24 protein-coding genes are annotated in these 21258 nt (G+C 64.1%); 6 read left to right on the forward strand and 18 right to left on the reverse strand.

Going from position 1 to position 21258, the window contains the following annotated elements; translation table 11 throughout:
• Positions 1-30 precede the first annotated feature (30 nt).
• Entirely contained in the window at positions 31-402 is a 372-nt protein-coding gene (gene rpsL / locus U1702_RS06900) for a 30S ribosomal protein S12 (RefSeq protein ID WP_126175288.1), read from the reverse strand.
• 343 nt (positions 403-745) lie between these two features.
• Here rpsL and U1702_RS06905 point away from each other — a divergent pair, with 343 nt between their 5' ends.
• Positions 746-1291, forward strand: coding sequence for a hypothetical protein (locus U1702_RS06905; protein ID WP_332723248.1), 546 nt, complete (start codon positions 746-748; stop codon positions 1289-1291).
• Position 1292: 1 nt separating this feature from the next.
• A complete protein-coding gene (locus U1702_RS06910) occupies positions 1293-1811 on the forward strand; it encodes a bactofilin family protein (protein WP_332723250.1) in 519 nt (172 codons plus the stop codon).
• A gap of 576 nt (positions 1812-2387) precedes the next feature.
• Here U1702_RS06910 and U1702_RS06915 read toward each other — a convergent pair.
• The 8 genes from U1702_RS06915 to U1702_RS06950 all read right to left on the reverse strand — a co-directional run bounded on the left by U1702_RS06915 (position 2388) and on the right by U1702_RS06950 (position 8340).
• On the reverse strand, positions 2388-3659 hold the full coding sequence (locus U1702_RS06915) for a Xaa-Pro dipeptidase (RefSeq protein WP_443026806.1): 1272 nt from the start codon (positions 3657-3659) through the stop codon (positions 2388-2390).
• Positions 3660-3670: 11 nt separating this feature from the next.
• Positions 3671-4135, reverse strand: a complete 465-nt coding sequence (locus tag U1702_RS06920) for an MAPEG family protein (RefSeq protein ID WP_332723252.1) — start codon at positions 4133-4135, stop codon at positions 3671-3673.
• Positions 4136-4201: 66 nt separating this feature from the next.
• On the reverse strand, positions 4202-5602 hold the full coding sequence (gene lpdA / locus U1702_RS06925; protein WP_332723254.1) for a dihydrolipoyl dehydrogenase: 1401 nt from the start codon (positions 5600-5602) through the stop codon (positions 4202-4204).
• Positions 5595-6014, reverse strand: a complete 420-nt coding sequence (locus U1702_RS06930) for a hypothetical protein (protein ID WP_332723256.1) — start codon at positions 6012-6014, stop codon at positions 5595-5597. The genes lpdA and U1702_RS06930 overlap by 8 nt, the downstream gene beginning before the upstream one ends.
• Positions 6011-6400 (reverse strand): acyl-CoA thioesterase, encoded by a 390-nt coding sequence (locus tag U1702_RS06935; protein ID WP_332723258.1) that lies wholly within the window; start codon positions 6398-6400, stop codon positions 6011-6013. Before U1702_RS06935 ends, U1702_RS06930 begins: the two co-directional genes overlap by 4 nt.
• Positions 6393-6605: a hypothetical protein gene (locus U1702_RS06940; RefSeq protein ID WP_332723260.1), complete on the reverse strand. Its 213-nt coding sequence runs from the start codon at positions 6603-6605 to the stop codon at positions 6393-6395. The genes U1702_RS06935 and U1702_RS06940 overlap by 8 nt, the downstream gene beginning before the upstream one ends.
• A complete protein-coding gene (locus U1702_RS06945) occupies positions 6605-7042 on the reverse strand; it encodes a hypothetical protein (RefSeq protein WP_332723262.1) in 438 nt (145 codons plus the stop codon). Before U1702_RS06945 ends, U1702_RS06940 begins: the two co-directional genes overlap by 1 nt.
• A 5-nt stretch (positions 7043-7047) precedes the next feature.
• Complete coding sequence (locus U1702_RS06950; protein WP_332723264.1) at positions 7048-8340, reverse strand: pyruvate dehydrogenase complex dihydrolipoamide acetyltransferase; 1293 nt, start codon at positions 8338-8340, stop codon at positions 7048-7050.
• 135 nt (positions 8341-8475) lie between these two features.
• Between U1702_RS06950 and U1702_RS06955 the strand changes: the two genes are divergently transcribed.
• Positions 8476-8931, forward strand: a complete 456-nt coding sequence (locus tag U1702_RS06955; protein ID WP_332723266.1) for a universal stress protein — start codon at positions 8476-8478, stop codon at positions 8929-8931.
• A gap of 4 nt (positions 8932-8935) precedes the next feature.
• On the forward strand, positions 8936-10237 hold the full coding sequence (locus tag U1702_RS06960) for a M20/M25/M40 family metallo-hydrolase (RefSeq protein WP_332723268.1): 1302 nt from the start codon (positions 8936-8938) through the stop codon (positions 10235-10237).
• Positions 10238-10255: 18 nt separating this feature from the next.
• On the opposite strand, the gene U1702_RS06965 is transcribed toward U1702_RS06960, so the two are convergent.
• From U1702_RS06965 to U1702_RS07000, 8 genes are all read right to left on the reverse strand, one after another.
• Entirely contained in the window at positions 10256-11221 is a 966-nt protein-coding gene (locus U1702_RS06965) for an RcnB family protein (RefSeq protein WP_332723269.1), read from the reverse strand.
• A 140-nt stretch (positions 11222-11361) separates the two neighbouring features.
• Positions 11362-11847 (reverse strand): free L-methionine (R)-S-oxide reductase MsrC, encoded by a 486-nt coding sequence (gene msrC, locus U1702_RS06970; RefSeq protein ID WP_332723271.1) that lies wholly within the window; start codon positions 11845-11847, stop codon positions 11362-11364.
• A gap of 212 nt (positions 11848-12059) precedes the next feature.
• A complete protein-coding gene (arfB, locus tag U1702_RS06975; RefSeq protein WP_332723277.1) occupies positions 12060-12461 on the reverse strand; it encodes an alternative ribosome rescue aminoacyl-tRNA hydrolase ArfB in 402 nt (133 codons plus the stop codon).
• Positions 12454-13143, reverse strand: coding sequence for an RluA family pseudouridine synthase (locus U1702_RS06980; RefSeq protein ID WP_332723280.1), 690 nt, complete (start codon positions 13141-13143; stop codon positions 12454-12456). The genes arfB and U1702_RS06980 overlap by 8 nt, the downstream gene beginning before the upstream one ends.
• Before the next feature lie 38 nt (positions 13144-13181).
• Positions 13182-13835, reverse strand: coding sequence for a mannan-binding protein (locus U1702_RS06985; RefSeq protein WP_332723282.1), 654 nt, complete (start codon positions 13833-13835; stop codon positions 13182-13184).
• Positions 13836-13900: 65 nt separating this feature from the next.
• On the reverse strand, positions 13901-14704 hold the full coding sequence (locus U1702_RS06990; protein WP_332723284.1) for a dioxygenase family protein: 804 nt from the start codon (positions 14702-14704) through the stop codon (positions 13901-13903).
• A gap of 13 nt (positions 14705-14717) precedes the next feature.
• Entirely contained in the window at positions 14718-15320 is a 603-nt protein-coding gene (gene wrbA / locus U1702_RS06995) for an NAD(P)H:quinone oxidoreductase (RefSeq protein WP_332723286.1), read from the reverse strand.
• Positions 15321-15399: 79 nt separating this feature from the next.
• Complete coding sequence (locus U1702_RS07000; protein ID WP_332723288.1) at positions 15400-16098, reverse strand: pirin family protein; 699 nt, start codon at positions 16096-16098, stop codon at positions 15400-15402.
• Positions 16099-16184: 86 nt separating this feature from the next.
• Here U1702_RS07000 and U1702_RS07005 point away from each other — a divergent pair, with 86 nt between their 5' ends.
• On the forward strand, positions 16185-17114 hold the full coding sequence (locus U1702_RS07005) for a LysR family transcriptional regulator (protein WP_332723290.1): 930 nt from the start codon (positions 16185-16187) through the stop codon (positions 17112-17114).
• A 55-nt stretch (positions 17115-17169) separates the two neighbouring features.
• Here the strand turns inward: U1702_RS07005 and U1702_RS07010 are convergent, their stop codons facing one another.
• Positions 17170-20205, reverse strand: coding sequence for a TonB-dependent receptor domain-containing protein (locus U1702_RS07010; RefSeq protein WP_332723292.1), 3036 nt, complete (start codon positions 20203-20205; stop codon positions 17170-17172).
• 330 nt (positions 20206-20535) lie between these two features.
• Between U1702_RS07010 and ctrA the strand changes: the two genes are divergently transcribed.
• Positions 20536-21243: a response regulator transcription factor CtrA gene (ctrA, locus tag U1702_RS07015; RefSeq protein WP_332723294.1), complete on the forward strand. Its 708-nt coding sequence runs from the start codon at positions 20536-20538 to the stop codon at positions 21241-21243.
• Positions 21244-21258 lie beyond the last annotated feature (15 nt).

A 21258-nucleotide genomic window follows, 5' to 3' on the forward strand; every position in this document is an offset into this window, starting at 1 on the left:
GTCCGGAACCTGTCCGGGGCTTACTTTGGCTTACTTCGGACGCTTGGCGCCGTACTTCGAACGGCTCTGCTTGCGATCCTTGACACCCTGGGTATCGAGGACGCCGCGCAGAACGTGATAGCGCACACCGGGAAGATCGCGCACACGGCCACCACGGATCAGGACCACGGAGTGCTCCTGAAGGTTATGGCCTTCACCCGGAATATAGGTGATGACTTCGCGCTGGTTGGTGAGGCGAACCTTAGCAACCTTGCGCAATGCCGAGTTCGGCTTCTTTGGCGTCGTCGTATAGACGCGGGTGCAAACGCCGCGCTTTTGCGGGTTCGCTTCCATCGCAGGGACCTTGGACTTGGCCTTCTGCGGCTCGCGGCCCTTGCGGACCAGCTGGTTAATCGTCGGCATGAAGCCCTTCACCTTTTTCTTTACCGGGTAGCCCGGCGGTTACTTTGCTGAAGCCCTTTTACGAGGGAATACGAAAAGGCCCCGGCGGTCTCAACGACCTCCCAGGCCACACGTCTTCAGCAACGTTCAGCTCTTGCCCCTCACGGAATCGACCGTTCGGGACGCGGGCGCCTATACGCATGGGGCGTTGCCCGGTCAATGGGCGCCAGCTTGGTTCTCGCGACCCGTGCGCAAGAGAATCGAAACCCTCCTGCGCCATAGAAAGCGCGTGACCCGCCCCCTACCCTTTGCCCGCAATGGAATCCACCCCGCGATTGCCGCTGCGGTCGCATTTGCCGTTGCCTTGATGCTGGGCCTGCTCGATCTGCCGCTGCTGCCATCGCTCCCGCATATCGCTGCGCAGTTCGGGTTCGACCCCGCCACGGCGATCGGTCTGTCGCTGGCCACCGCGATCGGCCTGCTCGCCTGGCACATCGCAACGCTGACCGTGCCGCCGCGCCCAAGCTGGGCCTCCGGGAGTATCGCGGCGGCATTGCTGCCCGCATTGCTGATTCCGGGGCTGGGTTTCGCGGCATTGCTTCCCGCGCTTGCTTTGTCATTTGCGCGCAGCGGGATGGACCGCCGCCAACGGATCGTCGCACTTTTGGTGCAGTGCGGCGCAGCCCTCGCGCTGCTGCCGCTGGCCTTTCCTTCCGCACGGATTGAAACAGATGGTTTCCTCCTCGCAACAATGGCGTTTTGCTGCGGTTTGAGCTTCATTTGCGCCGTTCCGCGCGCGGCAAATGACAATCCCCTTCTGAAACGACCTTTACGCACAGCATGGTTTTACGCGAGCGACGGAAATGTTAGCTTTGCGCCAATTCAATCCGGGGAAGTGGGGAGTCATTGAAATGTTCAACAATAATCGCACGCGCGACGATCGGCCGGCAATGCCGCCTGCGCCGCCGATGCAGCAGCCCAGCAGCGGCGGCAGCACTGCCAAGCGCGGCATGTTTTCGGTGATCGGGCCGGACATCACCATCACCGGCAACGTCAAGGCGAGTGCCGAACTTCACATCGAGGGGCGGATCGAGGGTGATGTCGATTGCGGCACGCTGGTCCAAGGGGCCGAGAGCCAGATCATGGGCAGCGTGGTCGCGGAGAGCGCCCGCCTCGCCGGCACGATCGAGGGCGCGGTTCGCGTCCGCCAGCTCACCATCGAACGCAACGCGCGTATCACCGGCGATGTCGAGTACGAGAATATCACGATCGAAAATGGCGGCCATATCGACGGTCGTCTGAAGCATATGAGCGCGGTCAGCGTTGCCCCCGCCCCGGCGCGGACGACGGGTTACGATCCAACACCGGTCGCACCGGCCGCCGAGATCGTCTCGCCGAACTTCGGCCAGAACAACAGTAGCGCAGCCTAAAATCGGAACCAGTGGATCGAAGGGCCGCTCCTGCCGGGGCGGCCCTTCTATTTGACAATGTTAAAATCGACACATTCGATCCGCGGGCAACTAATCGCCTCCAACGCGCTCGCATACTGCCTAGCAGGACCGGTGCGGTGAACTAAGTCCTTAGCGGCATTGCTGACGCATCCGCTCATAAGCTCTGATATAGGCTGCATGAAGCGCCCAATAGCGCGTATCGCCCGAGCAGTTTCGTGGCCTGCACGTGGCGTTTTCATATAAGGTTCGGGCAGCAATCATGTCCCGCGTTGCGCGTTCGCATGGATCATAACCGGCCTTCGCCGGAGAGGTTACGAAAAGCGCGGCAGAGAGCAGCGCAAAGCTGAGGGGTGCAGCGACATTACGGACCATCTCAAGTCTCCCACAATCACCAAAGGAGAAATAATTCTGGCGAATTTCGTTCCTGATCGTGCGCCGAAGCGGGTATCCTTAGCGATCGACGCGCGCGATCCATAGCGCGCGGTCGAAACAATACAGGCTTGGGACAGCGTACTATCCACTAGTAGCCGGCACCGGGACGAGCCTCGGCAGCCGTCACTCCCCCACCAGCACCCCGCCCTTGACCACCGCCGACACCTTGGTCAGCACCGTCACATCCTTCAACGGGTCGCCCTCGACCGCGACGATATCGCCATAACGCCCCACCGCGATCGCCCCGACATCCTTCGTCCGTCCCAGCGCCTCGGCCGCATTGACGGTGGCCGAGCGGATCGCTTCCAGCGGCGTCATGCCGTACTGGACCATCACCTTGAACTGCCCCGCCGCCGAGCCGTGTGGCATCACGCCGGCATCGGTGCCGAACACCATCTTTACGCCCGCCTTGTGCGCCTTGCGGAAATTGTCGCGCTGCAATTGCGCGATCTCGCGGTCCTTGCGCAGATTGTCCGGCAACACGCCATTCTTCGCACCCTCCGCCTGGGTGTAATCGGTGTTATAGATATCCATCGAGAACCACACCGGCCGCTTGCGTGCGACCGCCAGCCGGATGCCTTCGTCATCGACCAGGCTGGCATGCTCGATCGTATCGATGCCCGCGCGGATCGCCGCGCTGATCCCCGCCGCACCATGTGCATGGGCCGCAACCTGTAATCCCCATTGATGCGCCTCGTCGGCAATCGCGCGCATCTCCTCTTCGGACAGCTGTTGCTGCCCCGGCTCGGTATTGCGCGAAAATACGCCGCCGGTCGCGCAGATCTTGATGACCTCGGCCCCATATTTGCGCTGCTCGCGCACCCGCACGCGCAGTTCCTGTGGCCCATCGCCGACCGCCACGCCCTTAGACTTGAACGAAGGCGGCAAATAGGTGCTATCGCAATGCCCGCCGGTCGCGCCCAGCGAATGCGCCGCCGGCACGATCCGCGGCCCGACGATCAGCCCTTCCTCGATCGCCTGCTTATACCCGACATCGTCATAATTCTCCGACCCGACATTGCGGACCGTCGTGAACCCGGCTTTCAACATCGCCTTCACATTGGCGGTGCCCTGAATCGCCCAGAAGCTGTCGGTAAATTGCAACCCGGTATAGCCGCCGTACAGCGGGTTGCTATCCAGATGGACGTGCATGTCGATCAGGCCCGGCAGGATCGTCTTGCCGCTCAGATTGATATGCCGGACATCGCTGCCCCAGCGCACCGTGCGCGCATCGGCGATGCTGGTGATCCGTCCGTCGGTGATGAACACGGCGGGGAACTCGACCATGGTCCCCGCGACCACATCGACCATCCGGTCGGCCGTTACCACCACCGATTCCGCACTTGCGGGGGCTGCGATCATCGCCAGCGCCGTTCCGATCATCCACCGCTTCATCGTCTGCATCCTCATGCCGTCGCCAGATTGCCCATCGCCGCGTCATAGGCCATCTGCGCGCCGCAAATGTCCACCGCAAAGCCGATCCACATCGCCATCAGCACCACGGTCGAGAGCACGAACAACATCGCCCGCACCGGCACCTTTTTCGGCCCGATATGCACGAAACTGTGGACCGCACGCAGCGCGACATAGACCCACGCCAGCACCACCTGCACGAAACTGTCCTGACTGGTGATCAGCAGCAGCGGCACCAGCGCAAAGAACAGCACCGGCATCTCGAACAGGTTGCGATAATTGTTCGCGGGCATCTCGACCGGCGCGAAATAGCGCATCGCCGCTTCCCCGCTGGCCAGATCGTCGCGGCGCGGCGGATTCTTCCGGATATGCCCGCCGCGCGTCACGAACATCGTCAGAAACACGATGAAGATCAGCGCGACCATCGCAAAGGTCGGCCACAGAATTGCCAGCTTCATGTAACCCACTCCCCCGGTTCGCACCCAGAGACTGGCTGCGCCGGGAGAGTCTGTCCAGCCTTACGCTTACATATGCAGCTGCCGCCCGTAAGCCGCCAGCACCGCCTCGTGCATCGTCTCGCTGATCGTCGGATGCGGGAACACCGTTTCCATCAGCTCCGCCTCGGTCGTCTCCAGCGTCTTGCCGATGGTGTAGCCCTGGATCATCTCGGTCACTTCCGCGCCGATCATGTGTGCGCCCAGCAGTTCTCCGGTCTTCGCGTCGAACACCGTCTTCACGAAGCCTTCGGCCTCGCCCAACGCGATCGCCTTGCCATTGCCGATAAAGGGGAAATTGCCGACCTTGACGTCATACCCGGCCTCCTTCGCCTTCGCCTCGGTCAACCCGACCGACGCGATCTGGGGATGGCAATAGGTGCAGCCCGGGATGTTGAGCGGGTCCATCGCATGCGGATGCCCGCCCGCAATCGCTTCCGCCGCGATCACGCCCTCATGGCTCGCCTTGTGCGCCAGCCACGGCGGCGCAGTGATATCGCCAATCGCGTAAATGCCCTCGACATTGGTCTTGCAGTCCGGCCCGGTTTTCAGGAACCCGCGATCGTCCACCGCAACGCCCGCTTCCTTCAACCCGATGTCCGCCGTGTTCGGTACGATGCCGATGGCGACGATGACATGGCTGAAGTCGCTGGCCGTGACCTTGCCGTCCTTGTCCTTGATCGACGCCTTCACGCCGCTCGCGCTCGCCTCGATCTTCTCGACGCCCGCCTTGGTCAGGATCGTCATCCCCTGCTTCTTCAGCGCCTTTTCCAGATGCGCGGAGATGTCGGCATCCTCGACCGGCACGATCCGGTCCATCATCTCGACCACCGTCACGTCCGCGCCCATATCGTTATAGAAACTCGCAAACTCAATCCCGATCGCGCCCGATCCGATGACCAGCAGCTTGCTCGGCATCTCCGGCGGCGTCATCGCGTGGCGATAGGTCCACACGCGCTTCCCATCGGCGGGCAGGTTCGGCAAATCCCGCGCCCGCGCGCCGGTCGCCACGATAATGTTCTTGGCCGTCAGCTCGGTCGTCTTGCCGTCCTCGGCCGTGACGGTCAGCTTGCCCTTGCCGGACAGCTTGCCGGTGCCGAAATGCACCGCAATCTTGTTTTTCTTCATCAGGTGCGTGACGCCCTGATTCAGCTGCTTGGCCACCCCGCGTGAGCGCTTGACCACCGCCGCGATGTCCGCGCTGATCTTCTCGGCGGCGAGGCCGTAATCCTTGGCGTGCTGCATGAAGTGGAAGATCTCCGCCGAGCGCAGCAGCGCCTTGGTCGGGATGCACCCCCAGTTCAAACAGATGCCGCCCAGCAATTCGCGCTCGACGATCGCCACTTTCTTGCCCAGCTGGCTCGCGCGGATCGCCGCGACATAGCCGCCGGGGCCGGAACCGAGCACGATCACGTCATAGGATTCAGCCACGTCGATCTCCACTTTGCCGCGCCGTCGGGCGCAGGACGTCGTAATTGAGGATCAGCCAGAACAGTGCCGCCACCGGCCCCACCACCAACCCGAACTTGATATACTCGTCCGCCGTATCCGGCACGATCTGCATCGCAATCAGCCAGGCGATGACCGCACCGATCGCCGTCCCCAACGCCAGCAACGCCACCGCCAGCAGCACGGGATGCAACCGCAACCGCCGCAACACCACAAACCCCGGCCACCCGACGATCAGCCCCGCCAGCACGATCCCAACCAGCACGCCGATGCTCTTCCAGTCGCTCAGCGCGCCTTCCGATTCCAGCATGCGATACACCGCGATATTCGCCAGAAACCCGCCGATCAGCGCGGGCGCGATAAACCGGCGCAGGATCGCCACGACCCATGTCATGCGCCCTCGTCCACCGGGCGTGCCTTGCGATCCTCGCCCACCGCGACGAAGGTGAATACGGCCTGCGTCACGAGCTGATATTCGTCGCCATGCCGGCCCCGCCGCCATGCCTCGACATCAATCTTCATCGACGTGCGGCCGACGCTCACCAGCGTGGCATAGACCGACACTTCGTCGCCGACGAACACCGGCGCATGAAACTGCATCCCGTCCATCGCCACCGTCGCCGCCCGCCCGCGCGCGCGACGCGCAGCGAGCAACCCGGCGGCAAGATCCATCTGCCCGATCAGCCACCCGCCGAAGATGTCGCCATAGGCATTGGCATCGCTCGGCATCGTGCTGACACGGATCGTCGGCTCGACTGTCGGGGGTGCGCGATCAGGCATCGGTGCCTTCCTTGTCCGCCCGATCCGCCGCCACCGCCCGCCGCATCGGCCCGATCCCCATCAGCATGATGCAGACAATAGCGATGGCCGTCACGATCCACACATCGCGCGCCGCCAGCACATAGGCCCAGGCGGCGACCGCCCCGGTCATCAGCGCAAACGCGATCCCGGCGGCGATATGCAATGCTTCAGTCAGCGCGCGCATCAAGCGTTGCTCTTTCGCTTCTCAAGCCATGCGGCAAAGCAAAAAGCCGCAACGAGAATCGTAATGATAATCGCGGGCCAGGTGAGTGCCCCAGGGTCCGCTTCCCCCAGATAGTTGATCGCCCGCCCCGTCGGCACGCCCAAAGCGACTGCAACGACAATCTGCAGAATTATTCCAACAGGTTGCTCGAACTGGCTAAAAATCGCCCGGACCGCCGTAACGATGGGCAGCATGACCAACATCAGCATCAGCGCCATCACCGCTACGCTGCCCAAACCTAGCAGCGCGACACCTAGATTCCAGTGCGGCTCGGGGGTCGGCGGATAAAGAATCACCCCGATTGCCACAAAGACACTCATTGCCAACCAGAACGCAGCACACGCACCCACAACACCGCGAAACCCCGGCGAATAGCGGAATTTCGTGCTGTCCCGCACGGCCCTTAAGCCAGCAGGCCCATCGGCGATTCGATCAGCGCCTTCAGCACCTTCATCAGTTCGGCCCCGTCCGCGCCATCGACCGCGCGATGGTCGAAGCTGCCCGTCGCCGACATCACCGTCGCCACGCCCAGCGCGTCGTCGACAATATACGGCCGCTTCTCGCCCGCGCCGACCGCCAGGATCATCGCCTGTGGCGGGTTGATGACGGCATCGAACTGCTTGATTCCGAACATACCCATATTGCTGATCGACGCGGTGCCGCCCTGATATTCATGCGGCTGGAGCTTGCCTTCCTTCGCACGCTGGCCAAGCTCCTTCATCTGCGTCGAGATGCTGGCGAGACCGATGTTCGCGGCGTCGCGGATGATCGGGGTGATGAGACCGGTCGGGGTCGAAACCGCCACTGAGACATCGGCGCGGCTGTATTTGATGAGCTTGTCGCCGGCATAGGTCACGTTGCACTTCGGCACCTGCGTCAGCGCCACGGCCAGCGCCTTGATGAGCAGATCGTTGACCGACAGCTTCACGCCGCGCGCTTCCAGGCTCTTGTTGAGCTGGCCACGCAGCTTCAGCAGCGCGTCGAGCTGGATATCGACGGTCAGATAGATATGCGGAATCGTCTGCTTCGCCTCGGTCAGGCGGCGCGCGATCGTCTTGCGGATATTGCTGAGCTTTTCTTCCTCATGCGGAATGCTCTCGTCATACCACACCGCCGATGGCGCAGCAGCCGGTGCCGATGCGGCCGGCGCGGCAGGTGCCTCCGCAGCCTTCGCCGCAGGCGCCGCCGCGCCCGGCTTCGCACCCTCCAGATCCGCCTTCACGATGCGCCCGCCCGGACCCGACCCGGTCAGCGACGCCAGCTCGACGCCCTTCTCCGCTGCGATCCGCCGCGCCAGCGGGCTCGCCTTTACGCGATCACCACCCTCGGCCACAGCCGCGCCGTTGCTCTTCGGCGCTGGGGCCGCAGCAGGTGCCTCGGCTGTCTCTTCCTTGGGCGCTTCGGCTGCCTTGGGCGCCTCAGTCTTCGGAGCCTCGACCGCCGACGCATCCTCGCCGTCCGCCGCCAGCACTGCGATCACGGTGCCGACCTTCACCCCATCGGTACCCTCGGCCACCACGATCTTCGCAATCACGCCCTCGTCGACCGCCTCGAACTCCATCGTCGCCTTGTCGGTTTCGATTTCGGCCATCAGGTCGCCGGCCTTGACCGAATCGCCCTCCTTCACCAGCCATTTGGCGAGGGTGCCCTCCTCCATCGTCGGGGAAAGTGCTGGCATCTTGATGTCGATCGACATGGGCGGGGAGGATCCTGTCGTAGGCGTGAGGTTCGCGCCCTCCTTGCGCGATGAACGGCGCGGGTCAAGTCCGGCGCACTTGCGCTCGGCCCCTTCGCACGTCACGACCTGTATGAAACGGGAGGGGATGGTTTCATGCGTACCTATTTGGTCGTGATCGATGAGACGCCGGAGGCGCAGATCGCGCTGCGCTTCGCCGCCCGCCGCGCGGTCAAGACCGGCGGCAGCGTCGAGATTCTCGCGCTGATCCCCAAGCCCGATTTCGTCCAGTGGGGCGGCGTCATGGCCACGATCGAGGACGAAGCCCGCCAGCGCGCCGAATCGCTCGTCACCGGCGCGGCGGGCACGCTGATCCAGGAATCCGGCCTGAAACCCACGATCACGGTGCGCGAGGGCGACGGCCCAAAGATCATCCGCGATATGATCGCCGACAATCCGGAGATCGCGGCACTGGTGCTCGGCGCGGCGGAGGGCGGCGCACCCGGCGCATTGGTCACCCATTTCGCCGGGGGCGACATGGCCGCGCTGCCGGTGCCGCTGATGATTATTCCTGGCAGTCTCGACCGCGAGGCGATCGACAGGCTAAGCTGAGCCCATGCGCACCCTCCCCTTGCTCGCCCTGCTCGTCGCAGCCCCCGCAACCGCCCAGCAACGCCCCGCCGATATCGCGCCAAGTCCGGAGCGGCTGAAGGCCGATGTCGAGAAACTGGTCAGCTTCGGCACGCGCCACACTTTGTCCTCCGCCACCGACCCGAAACGCGGCATCGGCGCGGCGCGCAACTGGGCCGCAAGCGAACTCAACCGCATCGGCGAAGCTTGCAAATGCATCGAGGTCGCCAAGATCGGTCGCACCTTCACCGGCCCGCGCGCACCGAACGGGGTCGAGGTGGTCAACGTCCTCGGCTTTCAGGCCGGCGAAGACCCCAAACGCGTTGTGATCGTCCAGGGCCATATCGACAGCCGCGTCACCGATGTGATGAACTTCACTGCCGATGCGCCAGGCGCGAACGACGATGCTTCCGGCGTGGCGCTGGTGATCGAAGCCGCGCGCATCCTGTCGAAACAGAAGCTCAAGGCCACCGTGATCTATGCGGTGCTGTCGGGGGAAGAACAGGGGCTATGGGGCGGCACCTTGCTGGCGGAAACCGCAAAAGAACGCGGCTGGACCGTCACCGCCGTGCTCAACAACGACATCGTCGGCAATACGCTGGGCCAGAATGGCGTCCGCGTCGCCGACCGCGTCCGTGTCTTTTCCGAAGGCATCCGCGCGTCCGAACTTCAGGACGACCAGATCAAGCGCCGCGGCGATGGCGGTGAGGATGACGGCCCCAGCCGCGCACTGGCCAAGGCGATCGACGGCATCGCCGCCGAAAAGCCAGACAGCCTCGACGTGTTCGTCGTTCGCCGCCCCGATCGCTTCGGGCGCGGCGGCGATCACGAGCCGTTCCTGAAACTCGGCTACCCCGCCGTGCGCTTCTCGGTCGGGGTCGAAAATTACGACCAGCAGCATCAGGATCTGCGCACCGAAAGCGGTCGCGTTTATGGCGACACGGTCGACAAAATGGACTTCCCTTATCTGGCGAAGGTCACGTCGCTCAACATCGCCGCGATCCGCCGTCTCGCCAACGCTCCTGCTGCCCCGACCGGCGTCACGCTAAACGGCGCGCTGTCGAGCGATATTGCGGTAAAGTGGGATGCCGTCCCCGGCGCGCGCAGCTATCGCGTCTACTGGCGGCGCAACGACACACAGACCTGGACCGATCAGCGCGGCGTCGCCGGACGAACCGAAACGGTGTTGAAGGACGTGATCGTCGACGACCATTTCGTCGGCGTCTCCGCCGTCGCGGAGGACGGCAGCGAGAGCATCGTCACCTTCGGCACCCGCCCGCCGCGCTAGGCGCGACGGGCTAGCCGATCAGCAGTAGCATTTCGCCTTGGTCGGCGTCCGCCACAACCGCTTGCTCGGCGCGCGGCGCACCGCCCGCTGCGTCACATAGCTCGAGCTTTCCTCGATCACTTCCTCGGTCACGGTCGTGGTGGTGACCACGGGTGCCGACTGGATGACGATCGTCGTGGTCACCGGCGCGGTGTAATAATAACCCCCGCTCGCCGCGTACCCGCCCCCGACAAAGCCGCGCTGCTGATAGCCACAGCCCTGTCCACAGGGGCTTTGCGCCGCCGGCGCACGGTAAACCGGCGCTGGCGGCGCATACCCCCCCGGGTATGGCTGTGACGGGATCGGTCGATCCTCGTAGCGATCGTCATAATCGTCCTCGGGTGCCTGATATTGCGCGCCATAGCCCCCGCTATAACCGCCGCCCCCTGCGCCACCCTGTGCCTCGGCATAGGCATAGCCGTCGCCCGCATAGGCATAGGCATCCCCGCGATCCCAATCGAGCCCGCTCACCGAATCCCACACGCGCCCGCCGCGATCGACCAGCACCGCGTCGTCATAATAACGCACCCAGTTATAGCCATAAGGCGGGCGGCTAAGCCCCCAGTTCGACCAGTCGGACAGAAAGAAGCTGCCGCCGATCCAATAGCTGGGCATCGTCCAGCCGCGCACCGGGCGGCGATACGCGCCCCAGCCGCCGGGGGCGCGCATCCCGCCCTGCCAGCGCCCGCCGACCTTCTGGCCCCAGCGGCTGCCCGGGCGTTGCGCGCCGGGGTTCCATCCGCCCGGACGCGGCGCGCCCTGCATCCGCCCGCCCTGCTGCTGTGGCGGATTGATCCGCGCCGGCGGAGTCGCGCGCGGCGGCAGGCTTGCCCCCCGGCCCGACTGCTGCACCCATTGGCCACCGCGCCACACACGCTGCGCCTCGGCTGGAACAGCGAGCGACACGCCGACAGCGGCGGCCACGATCAGGGACAGATTACGCATAAAAACCGACACTCCTGGTGTGAGGCGCGGCTCCCGAAAGCAGGGGACGGAAGTCGCGCCTCTTCACACTTTTTTAACACTGTAGGCCCGGCGTCTCCACCACAGCCTATGGTTAAAAAAGTCCCGATCCGGGGCAGGAATTAACCAGCAATTCTGGGGGCAAGCAATGCAACCAAAGCCTCGCATCCCGCCGCGTCTTCGGCATCGAACCGCCCGGTCAGCGGACTGTCCAGATCCAGCACACCAACCAGCACCCCGTCATGCACAATCGGCACGACCAGTTCCGAATTGCTGGCAACATCGCACGCGATATGGCCGGGAAATTCATGGACGTCGGCCACCAGCTGAGTCTCCAGCGTCGCCGCCGCCGCGCCGCACACGCCCTTGCCGAACGGAATGCGGATACACGCCGCCTTCCCCTGAAACGGCCCCAGCACCAGCTGCTCGCCGATATTGCGGTAAAATCCCGCCCAGTTCAGGTCGGGCAGATATTGCCAGATCAGCGACGCGGCATTGGCCATATTGGCCACCGCATCGCTCTCCCCCGCCGTCAGCGCGTCCAGCGCGGCGTGCAGGTCACGGTAAAGCTCGGCCTTCGAGCCGGCGGCGATATCGAATTCATACATGCACGCGATGTAGGCGAGCCATAGCCCGTGCGAAAGGCGGCAATGGTCGAAACTTGGTCGGAACAAATCCTCCCCCGCCAGGGGGAGGTGTCAGCCTCGAGGCTGACGGAGGGGGCGGATGCCAGACGGTTGGCGGCGTGCGTCCGCCCCCTCCGTCGCTTCGCGCCACCTCCCCCTGGCGGGGGAGGATTGAAACCAGATACCGATGCTGCTCAGTCGATCTGCACCCGCCCCCGCCCCGCCTTGATCGCCGCCCGCCCCTTCTTCTCGTCCACGCGCCGCGCCTTGGCCGCCTTGCCCGGCTTGGTCTTGATCCGCCGCGCTTGTCGCTCCAGCGCCTTGTCGATCAGCTCGCCCACCCGCTCGCGCGCATCCTGCCGGTTGGCATCCTGCGTGCGAAAACGCCGCGCGGTGACGATCAGTTCGCCGCCCGCGGTCATCCTGCTGCCCGCCAGCACCTTCAACTGCGCATAGGCATAGGGCGGCAGGCCCAGCCGGAACACGTCGATGCGCAGCTGAACCGCTGTCGCCACCTTGTTGACATTCTGTCCGCCCGGTCCGGATGCCGCCAGAAACTTCTCCTCGACGATCGCATCCTCGGGGATGTCAGCCATCGCCGTTCGGCGCTGCCGCGCCACCCCCGAACCCCATGTCCTTGAACCGCTGCGGCAGCGGCGCTTCGGCATGCACGTCCGGCTTGCCCGGGCGCGGCACGGTCAGCTGCGCGGCGTGCAGCATCACCTTGTGCCCCGGTGCCGCGCCATAATGCGTGTCGCCGGTGATCGGAAAGCCCAGCCCTTCGGCCGCATGCACGCGAATCTGGTGCGTGCGCCCGGTCTCTGGATAAAAGGCGACGAACGCCCGCCCCTCATGCGTCGCCATCACCCGCCAGCGTGTGCGTGACGCCTTGCCGCCCGCCTTGTCCGCGCCCTCGCCCGTCATCCGCCAGCCATCCTCGACGCTCGATATCTTGATGAGCGGCATGTCGATCAGGCCCGACTCTTCTGCCGGAATCCCGTCGATCACGGCGACGTAACGCTTGGTCACGCTGCCATTCTCGAACGCCTGCTGGAACCGTGCATGTGCCTTGGGATGCCGCGCCAGCAACAGGCAGCCGCTCGTATCGCGGTCAAGCCGATGCACCGCCGTCGGGATCCGCTGAAACCCGAAGGTCAGCCCCATGATGTGGTTTTCGAGGCTGAGCGAGCCGTCACGCGGACGATCGACCGGCAAACCCTGTGGCTTGTCGATGACGATCGCCTCACCGTCGATAAAAAGTACCTGATCCTGAATCATCGCCGCGCCCTATCACCGCGGGCGCAACGATAACAGTGTCACCTTCCCAGGCGGATCTGGCAGAACGACGTGCGCCCCTGCACCAATGTCGCCCATTGGCCGTTCCAGCTGCCCCCGGCGCGGTAGGCCAGCGCGGGACATTTCTGCTCGGCGTCGCGCTGGTTCCAGATCGGACCGGCCAGGATGTCGAACGTCTCGCCACGCGGGCCACCGCCACCGGGACCCCGCCCGCCGCGATCGCTGCGGTCGTCATCGCGGTCGTACCGGTCGTCGTCGCGGCGGGGCGGATCGAGGCGGCGCGGCGCGGTCCAGGGATCCGCGCTGCGGCTGGCATTGGTCATCGGGTACAGGTCACGGCGCGGGCGGTTGCCCTCGACGATCAGGATCATCTTGCGGAACACGTCGATCTGGATCTCGACCGGCCGCCCATCGCTGCTCAGATACACCGACCATTGATCGCGCCGGTTCTCACGAAAGGTAAAGGCGACCCGCCCGCGTGCGTCCAGTTCGACCCAGCGGCCATTGCCCTGCATGACAAAGCGGCCCTGCGCATAGCCGGCGGAACGGATATTCTCGCCCGTCGTGCCGGGTTCGATCTCCTGCGCGGCGGCGGGGACGGCTACGACGACACCCCCAACTGCGGTCAAATGCGCCAATGCGAGTGCGGCAAGCCGCGCGTGTGTCCGTACCATGCCTCGACTCCCCCAGATGACGGGCGGAGGGTAAATCAGCATCACCCGCACCCCAAGCGGAATCGTCACGTCACCGAAACGGCGTTACCCGGATCGGAGAAGGCATAGGCATCCATTGCCAGCACGCCATAGGTGAAGCTGTGGTGCAGCCGTTCGGCGCGCGCACCGCCCGCGCCCATCGCGGCGAACAGCGGCAGGATATGGTCCATCGTCGGGTGGTTCTGCCGCCCGTGCGGCGCACGTTCCACGGAATGCAGCACGGCATCGATGTCGCCCGCGTCAAAGCGCTCCTTGACCCAATCGGCAAAAGCGGCCGCCCAGTCGGCGATTTCGGCATCATGGTCCCGCCCTTCACCGAAGATCGCACGCAGATTATGCGTCAGGCTGCCCGACCCGACGATCAGCACGTTGCGCTCGCGCAAGGGCGCCAGCGCCTGTCCCACGCGATAATGCCATTCGGGCGGATGCGCCGAACTGATGGACAGCTGCACTACCGGCACATCCGCGTCCGGCCAGCCGAGCATCAGCGGCACCCACGCACCGTGATCCAGCCCGCGCTTGGGGTCCAGAAACACCGCGAAACCCGCCGCGTCGATCAGCGCCGCGACCTCGCTCGCCAGCGCCGGATCGCCCTTCGCCGGATACTCCAGGTCGAACAAGGCCTGTGGAAACCCGCCAAAATCATGGATCGTCGCCGGATTGTCCACCGACGTCACCACCGCCTCGGCCATGTCGTGATGTGCGGAAATAACGACGATCGCATCAGGCCGCTGAACCAGCGAACCCAGCCCGGACAGGAAATCCCGCGCCGGACCGGGCTCGATCATAATCATCGGCGAGCCATGCGATACGAATAGCGAAGGTTGCACGGCTCACGTCTCCTTATGCGATCAGTTTCGCCGCGACTTCGGCGATCCGGCGGCCCTGATAGCGCGCACCGGCCAGATCGACTTCGCTCGGCTGACGGCTGCCATCGCCGCCCGCAATCGTGGTCGCGCCATAGGGCGCACCGCCGCGAACCTCGTCCACGCCCATCTGGTCGGCATGGCCATAATCCAGCCCGACAATGGTCAGCCCGAAATGCAGCAAATTGGTGATGACACTGAACAGCGTCGTCTCGTTGCCGCCATGCTGGGTCGCGCTCGACGTGAACGCCCCGCCGACCTTGCCGTGCAGCGCGCCCTGATACCACACGCCACCAGCGGTATCCCAGAACGACGCCATCTGGCTCGACATGCGACCGAAACGCGTCGGCGTGCCGACGATGATCGCGTCATAATCCTTGAGCACGTCCGGCCCCGAAATCACCGGATGCGCGGTGTCGGTCTTGAAATGCGACGCCTCGACCACGGCCTGTGGCGCGGTTTCCGGCACGCGCAAAATATCGACCTCGGCACCCGCACCGCGGGCACCCTCGGCAACGGCCTCAGCCATCTGCTGGATATGGCCGTAAGACGAATAATAAAGAACCAGAACCTTCGCCATTGCATGTCTCCTCGTTCGCAAAAAATAGGTTGGAGCGGCCCGCCTTCAGGGAGGGGGAAGCGGACCGCTCCGGGGGGGGTCAGTCGGCGTCGACCAGCACGATCTCCGCATCCTCGATCGCGGTAATCGTCACGGTCTGACCACCGGTCAGCGCCGCACCGTCACGCGCGTCGAAGGGCTTCCCGTCGATCTCGATTCTGCCGACGGCGGGGACGAGATAGGCGTAACGCCCCTCCCCCACGCTGTGCGTCAGGCTCTCGCCCGCTTTCAGCGTCGCGCCCAGCACGCGCGCATCGGCACGGATCGGCAGCGCGTCGTCGTCACCGTCGAACCCGCTGGCCAGCGTCACGAACTTGCCGGAACGCTCGCCCTTTGGGAAAGGCTTGGCGCCCCAGCTCGGTGCACCGCCATTGGCACGCGGCATGATCCAGATCTGGAACAGCGTGGTCGTCTCGCTCTCCAGATTATATTCGGCATGTCGCACCCCGGTCCCGGCGCTCATCACCTGAACGTCGCCAGCACCCGTGCGGCCCTTGTTGCCCATCGAATCCTGATGCGTGATCGCGCCTTTGCGGACATAGGTGATGATCTCCATGTCCTTGTGCGGATGCGCCGGAAAACCGCTGTTCGGGGCGATCTCGTCGTCGTTCCACACCCGGATCGCGCCCCAGCCCATGCGGCTCGGATCATAGTAATCGGCAAAGCTGAAGTGATGACGGGCATTGAGCCATCCGTGATCGGCATGGCCCAGGCTGTCGAAAGAACGTTTCTCGATCATATTGGCCTCCTTGGTTGACGCCCAAGATAGGCTCTGCGATCACGACGTAAATGGAAACGTCCGAAACTGATCGTTTCAGAAAGCGCATGACCATGGCGGTACGGTTACCCGATTTTGAGGCTTGGGCGATGTTCGCCTGCGTCGTCGAGCACCGCTCGTTCAGCGGCGCTGCCGAAGCCATCGGCGTCAGCAAGGCAACCGTGTCAAAAGCGATTTCCCGCCTCGAAGCCCATCTCGGCACCTCGCTATTCCACCGCACCTCACGCCGCCTGACCCTCACCGACAGCGGCAACGCGCTCGCCGAACGCGCAGGCCGCATCCTGGCGGAGGCACAGGCGGCGGAGGAAGCTGCGCTCGATGCCTCCAGCGCCCCTGCCGGACTCGTCCGCATCGCGGCCCCGATTACGTTCGGCATCCGCTTCGTCGCCGATGCCGTCGCGGAATTGCTCGCGGCCAATCCAGGACTGGAAATCGATCTGCGCCTGTCCGACGCCAAGGTCGATATCGTCGCCGACGGCTTCGACATCGCGCTGCGCATTGCCGATCTACCGGACTCTTCGCTACGTGCCCGCCGCCTGGCCCCGATCACCGCGCGCGTGGTCGCCGCGCCATCCTATCTGGAAAAGCACGGCACCCCGAAGCATCCGGCAGACCTCGCCCATCACGCCTGTTTCCAGTACGCCAATGCGATCGGCGCGTGGCATTTCCGCCACCCCAATGGCGAGGAGGCCGCCGTCCGCCCCGCCGGCCCGCTGGTCACCGACAATGGCGATGCGATGCTCCCGGCACTCCGCGCCGGTCTCGGCATCGCGCGCCTGCCCGATTTCATCATCGACCGCGAACTGGCGGAGGGCAGTCTGGTCGAAATCCTCACCGGCTGGTCGCCGATGAATATCGCGCTGCACCTGCTCACCCCGCCCAGCGCGCTGCGTCCGGCACGGGTCGAGCTGGTGATCGACTTTCTCGCCCTCCGCTTCCGCAACATCTGCGCCCGGGTCGAAGCGGGCGGCGCATAGCGAAAGGGCCGGCTCTTGCGAACCGGCCCCCCACATTTCCCCCTCTTAACCTCGTTTAGAACTTTGCCTCGACCGCGAAGGTAAAGGAACGGCCACGCGGATCGGCGACACGCGGTTCCCATGAACTGCCCGCACCGGTGTTCGAATCATAGGTGATCGCAAATGGCGGATCGGTGTTCAGGATGTTGCGAACGCCGAACGTCGCCGTGAACCCCTTCTGCACCCGCGCCGTCACCGCGAAATTGTACAGCGTGTAGCTGTTCACCAGCGGATTATAGTCGGGCCGCGTTGCCGATGCCGGCAGCGCGTTGTTCTTGTAGCCATCGCGATAGATTTGCGAGAGGCTCAGGGTCATGTCTTCGTTGGCCCAGGTGATGAATGCATTGTGCTTCCACTTCAGCCCCAGATCGCCAGCATAGGTGAACCGCCCGATCAGGCTGGGGCCATAGGGTGAGCTCTCGATGAAACGCTCACGCTTCTTGAGCAAGCGCGTGCCATCCAGACCCGCAGTGAACACGCCACCCGCCAGTTCCGTGCCGCCGCGCAGCGACACTTCCAGGCCCTGCGTGCGCCGCGAACCGATATTGTCGGCGCGCAGGTCCAGCCCGGTGATCACCCCGCCGGTGCGGATCACACGCTCCGGGAACAACGACTGGTTGAACAGCAATTGGTCGATCGTCAGCGACCCGATCGTGTTGTCGACCGCGATGTTCCAGAAGTCGAACGACGCGCTGAAACGCGCGGCAGGACGCAACACCACGCCGACGCTATATTGCTCGGACGTTTCCGGACCCAGATTCAAATTGCCGCCGGTGGCCGTTTCCGGCGTGATCGCGGCACAACCCGGGATCGTCGAACTCACGACACCACCGGCACAAGTCGTCGGATCGAAACGCGAGTTGCCCGGATTGGGTGAGATGGTGACGCCGTTGAAGATCTGGTTGAACGTCGGCACGCGGAATCCGGTGTTGTACGAACCGCGGAACATCAACCAGTCGAACGGCATGAACTTGGCCGCAACCTTCGGGTTCGTTGTGGTACCGAAACCGGTATAGTCGTCGATCCGTGCCGCTGCCGTGATCTCGAACATCTCGTGCAGCGGGATCAGGATTTCCGCATAGGCAGCCTTCACGTCGCGGTTTCGCGGCGTCAGCGAGTTGGCATTGTCGAATGCCGCATTGAAGATCGCGGGCTGTCCCAAAGCCGCCGCCGGCGAGCCGTTGAAGCTATAGGTCTCGCGGCGATAATCGACGCCCGCCGCCATCTGCACGTCACCGCCCCAGATCGCGAACAGCGGGCCGGAAACCGACGCATCGACCTGCTTCACCTCGTATTTGCCGCCGTACAGCGCCACCCCGCGCGCCGAAATGGCGTCGAGTGCGGCGAGTGCAGCCGGGGTCTGGTTCAGCGAGAACGGGTTGAGGATACCGCTGTTGAACAGGCCGACGATGCCCGGCGCCGACGCACCGGGTGCCGTAGGCGCGCGGGAATCGGCGTTGCCGATGACCGCACCCGGAATTCCCGAAGTGCTGCCCGAGCTTGTGGCGCTCGTGCTGTTATAGACGCCGAGATAGTGATAGCCGCCACCCAGCACCGAAGAGGCCTCGCTCTTCGCATAGGACCCGCCGATCCGGTAATCGAAGCCGGCACCGATCGGCCCTTCCGCACCGAACGCTGCGCGGAACGTCGTCGCCTCGGTCGTATAGTCGCGGCGGCCGCAGTCGATGCAACGATAGCGGAACGTGATCGGCTTGCCGTAATTGCCGACCGCGTCGACGGTGCGGTCGCCCGGCGCGCCGATTGCAGGAAACACCGCCGCGATCTGGTCATAGACGCTGTTATAGGTCGCCGCCGTCAGCCCATTGAGCGGATAAGCAATGGGCAGCGACGTGTTGTTCGACGTGTACTGGTTTTCCGAGAAGCGCTTCGCCGAATTCGCCTTCGAGCCCGTCACTTCCGCGAAGATCTGATGATCGCCCAGCCTTACCGTACCACGTCCGTAATAGGTCAGCGTATCGATCGGCTGCTGCAGCACCGCCGCGCGACCGGTATCATAAGCGCAGGCGAAACGCGCCCCCGGTACGGCCCACAGCACTTCGTCATAGGCCATGCCGCCATCGAACGTGTCGCAACCGCCACCGCCGGGCAGGTCGAGGACGTTGATGCCGCCATCGGCGCGCACCGCTGTGCCCGGAAACACCAGCCCGGGCAGATAGAAGCCGCCGCCCGCCGCCGTGCTCGCCGCCGATCCCAGCAGCGTGCCGCCCTGCGTGATGCCGATGCCGGCTGCCGTGGGGTTGATCGGGAACGCAGTGGCGATCGGCGTACCGCGCGTATCGATCGACAGGCCGCGATTGGGCTGATTGCCATTCACGAAGTCGCGGTCACGGCCGTACAGCACGCCGCTCCAGCTCTTGCTGACGGCGGCCATCACGTTGAAGCCCTGCTCTTGCAGATCGCCATAGCCGGCCGTAGCCGAGAGGCGATAAACCGGTGCATCGCCCTCTTCGGTAATGTCGGTGAAGCCGTTCAGCGCAAGACCCTGGAAATTGGTCTTGGTGATGAAGTTGATGACGCCGCCGATCGCGTCGGTGCCATAGATTGCCGACGCACCGTCCTTCAGGATTTCGACGCGCTCGATCGCGGCGAACGGGATCTGGTTCACATCGACCGCCGATCCGGTCAGGCCGTGTGCAGCCACACGACGCCCGTTGAGCAGCACCAGCGTCGCCGCCGATCCCTGACCGCGCAAGTTCGCCGCCGACAGGCCGTTGGTCCCACGCTGCGCGCCACTGGTGACATCGCCGTTCGACGACAGATTGTCGGCACCGTTGCCGTTGGTGCTCAGGAACGAGATCAGCTGCTCGGGGCTGTTGATCCCCTCACGCGAAAAATCCTCGTTGGTGATAATCTGGAGCGGCAATGCGCTTCGCGTCGGGTCCTGCTTGATGCGCGAGCCCGTGACGAGCACTTCCCTGCTTTCGGGTTCCTCCTCGGCGACCTGTGCCGTGGTCGGCGCGGGGGCGTCCTGTGCGAACACCGGATGCGCCAGACTGCAAGCGGTGACGAATAGCGCAGCTTTGAATTTCATTGAGACCCCCATGTAGTTTCCGGCGCGCGTTTATCGCGTCACTGCCCCCGGAAAACGAGCAAACTAATCATGCATCACGCTTGTTAGCAAACGCAAAAAAATGATGAATCCCATAAATCAGGGTTATGGGCACCAGCATAAGAAATTAATCGCGTCGATGGTGTAACAGTCGCCACCTCGATCCTTATCGCGCCCCGATGAATCGCCGCGACTCGTGGAGTCAGGCCGGTTAGCACTAAATTAACCTTTTGCCTTCAGACCTGTTTAGGTTAATGAATCAGTCGTGTTTCGGATCACAGGGGTTCCGAACCGGCACAGGGGAAACAGCCGATGCGCGTGCTGCTGATCGAAGACGAGCCAACGACTGCCAAGGCGATCGAGCTGATGCTCACGACCGAGGGGTTCAACGTCTACACGACCGATCTGGGCGAGGAAGGCCTCGATCTGGCGAAGCTCTATGATTACGACATCATCCTGCTCGACCTCAACCTGCCCGACATGCATGGTTACGACGTGCTGAAAAAGGTGCGCGTCGCCCGGGTACAGACCCCGGTCCTGATCCTGTCCGGCATCAACGAAATGGACAGCAAGGTGCGCTCATTCGGCTTCGGTGCCGACGATTACGTGACCAAGCCGTTCCACCGCGAAGAACTCGTCGCCCGCATCCACGCCGTGGTGCGCCGCAGCAAGGGGCACAGCCAGTCGGTCATCCGCACCGGCAAACTCGCCGTCAACCTGGACGCCAAGACCGTCGAAGTCGAAGGGTCGCGCGTCCACCTGACCGGCAAGGAATATGCGATGCTTGAGCTGCTCTCGCTGCGCAAGGGCACCACGCTGACCAAGGAAATGTTCCTCAACCACCTCTATGGCGGCATGGACGAACCCGAACTCAAGATCATCGACGTCTTCATCTGCAAGCTGCGCAAGAAATTGAGCGGCGCATGCGACGGCGAAAACTATATCGAAACCGTCTGGGGCCGCGGCTATGTGCTGCGCGAGCCCGACGAAGTGGCGGCACCGATCGCCGAAGTCGCCTGATTTAAGAGAACACAC

This window comes from Sphingomonas sp. LT1P40, assembly GCF_036663835.1.
In the GTDB taxonomy this organism is placed as follows: Bacteria; Pseudomonadota; Alphaproteobacteria; order Sphingomonadales; family Sphingomonadaceae; genus Sphingomonas.

Excerpts from the sequence above, each read along its gene's own strand:
- U1702_RS06915 (WP_443026806.1), bottom strand. The coding sequence starts at position 3,659 with ATGAAGCGGTGGATGATCGGAACGGCGCTGGCGATGATCGCAGCCCCC.
- U1702_RS06955 (WP_332723266.1), top strand. The coding sequence starts at position 8,476 with ATGCGTACCTATTTGGTCGTGATCGATGAGACGCCGGAGGCGCAGATC.
- U1702_RS07010 (WP_332723292.1), bottom strand. The coding sequence starts at position 20,205 with ATGAAATTCAAAGCTGCGCTATTCGTCACCGCTTGCAGTCTGGCGCAT.
- U1702_RS06960 (WP_332723268.1), top strand. The coding sequence starts at position 8,936 with ATGCGCACCCTCCCCTTGCTCGCCCTGCTCGTCGCAGCCCCCGCAACC.
- arfB (WP_332723277.1), bottom strand. The coding sequence starts at position 12,461 with ATGGCTGACATCCCCGAGGATGCGATCGTCGAGGAGAAGTTTCTGGCG.
- U1702_RS06980 (WP_332723280.1), bottom strand. The coding sequence starts at position 13,143 with ATGATTCAGGATCAGGTACTTTTTATCGACGGTGAGGCGATCGTCATC.
- U1702_RS06985 (WP_332723282.1), bottom strand. The coding sequence starts at position 13,835 with ATGGTACGGACACACGCGCGGCTTGCCGCACTCGCATTGGCGCATTTG.
- U1702_RS06920 (WP_332723252.1), bottom strand. The coding sequence starts at position 4,135 with ATGAAGCTGGCAATTCTGTGGCCGACCTTTGCGATGGTCGCGCTGATC.
- U1702_RS06930 (WP_332723256.1), bottom strand. The coding sequence starts at position 6,014 with ATGACATGGGTCGTGGCGATCCTGCGCCGGTTTATCGCGCCCGCGCTG.
- U1702_RS06910 (WP_332723250.1), top strand. The coding sequence starts at position 1,293 with ATGTTCAACAATAATCGCACGCGCGACGATCGGCCGGCAATGCCGCCT.
- wrbA (WP_332723286.1), bottom strand. The coding sequence starts at position 15,320 with ATGGCGAAGGTTCTGGTTCTTTATTATTCGTCTTACGGCCATATCCAG.
- U1702_RS07000 (WP_332723288.1), bottom strand. The coding sequence starts at position 16,098 with ATGATCGAGAAACGTTCTTTCGACAGCCTGGGCCATGCCGATCACGGA.
- msrC (WP_332723271.1), bottom strand. The coding sequence starts at position 11,847 with ATGTATGAATTCGATATCGCCGCCGGCTCGAAGGCCGAGCTTTACCGT.
- U1702_RS07005 (WP_332723290.1), top strand. The coding sequence starts at position 16,185 with ATGACCATGGCGGTACGGTTACCCGATTTTGAGGCTTGGGCGATGTTC.
- U1702_RS06940 (WP_332723260.1), bottom strand. The coding sequence starts at position 6,605 with ATGCGCGCGCTGACTGAAGCATTGCATATCGCCGCCGGGATCGCGTTT.
- U1702_RS06965 (WP_332723269.1), bottom strand. The coding sequence starts at position 11,221 with ATGCGTAATCTGTCCCTGATCGTGGCCGCCGCTGTCGGCGTGTCGCTC.
- ctrA (WP_332723294.1), top strand. The coding sequence starts at position 20,536 with ATGCGCGTGCTGCTGATCGAAGACGAGCCAACGACTGCCAAGGCGATC.
- U1702_RS06950 (WP_332723264.1), bottom strand. The coding sequence starts at position 8,340 with ATGTCGATCGACATCAAGATGCCAGCACTTTCCCCGACGATGGAGGAG.
- U1702_RS06935 (WP_332723258.1), bottom strand. The coding sequence starts at position 6,400 with ATGCCTGATCGCGCACCCCCGACAGTCGAGCCGACGATCCGTGTCAGC.
- rpsL (WP_126175288.1), bottom strand. The coding sequence starts at position 402 with ATGCCGACGATTAACCAGCTGGTCCGCAAGGGCCGCGAGCCGCAGAAG.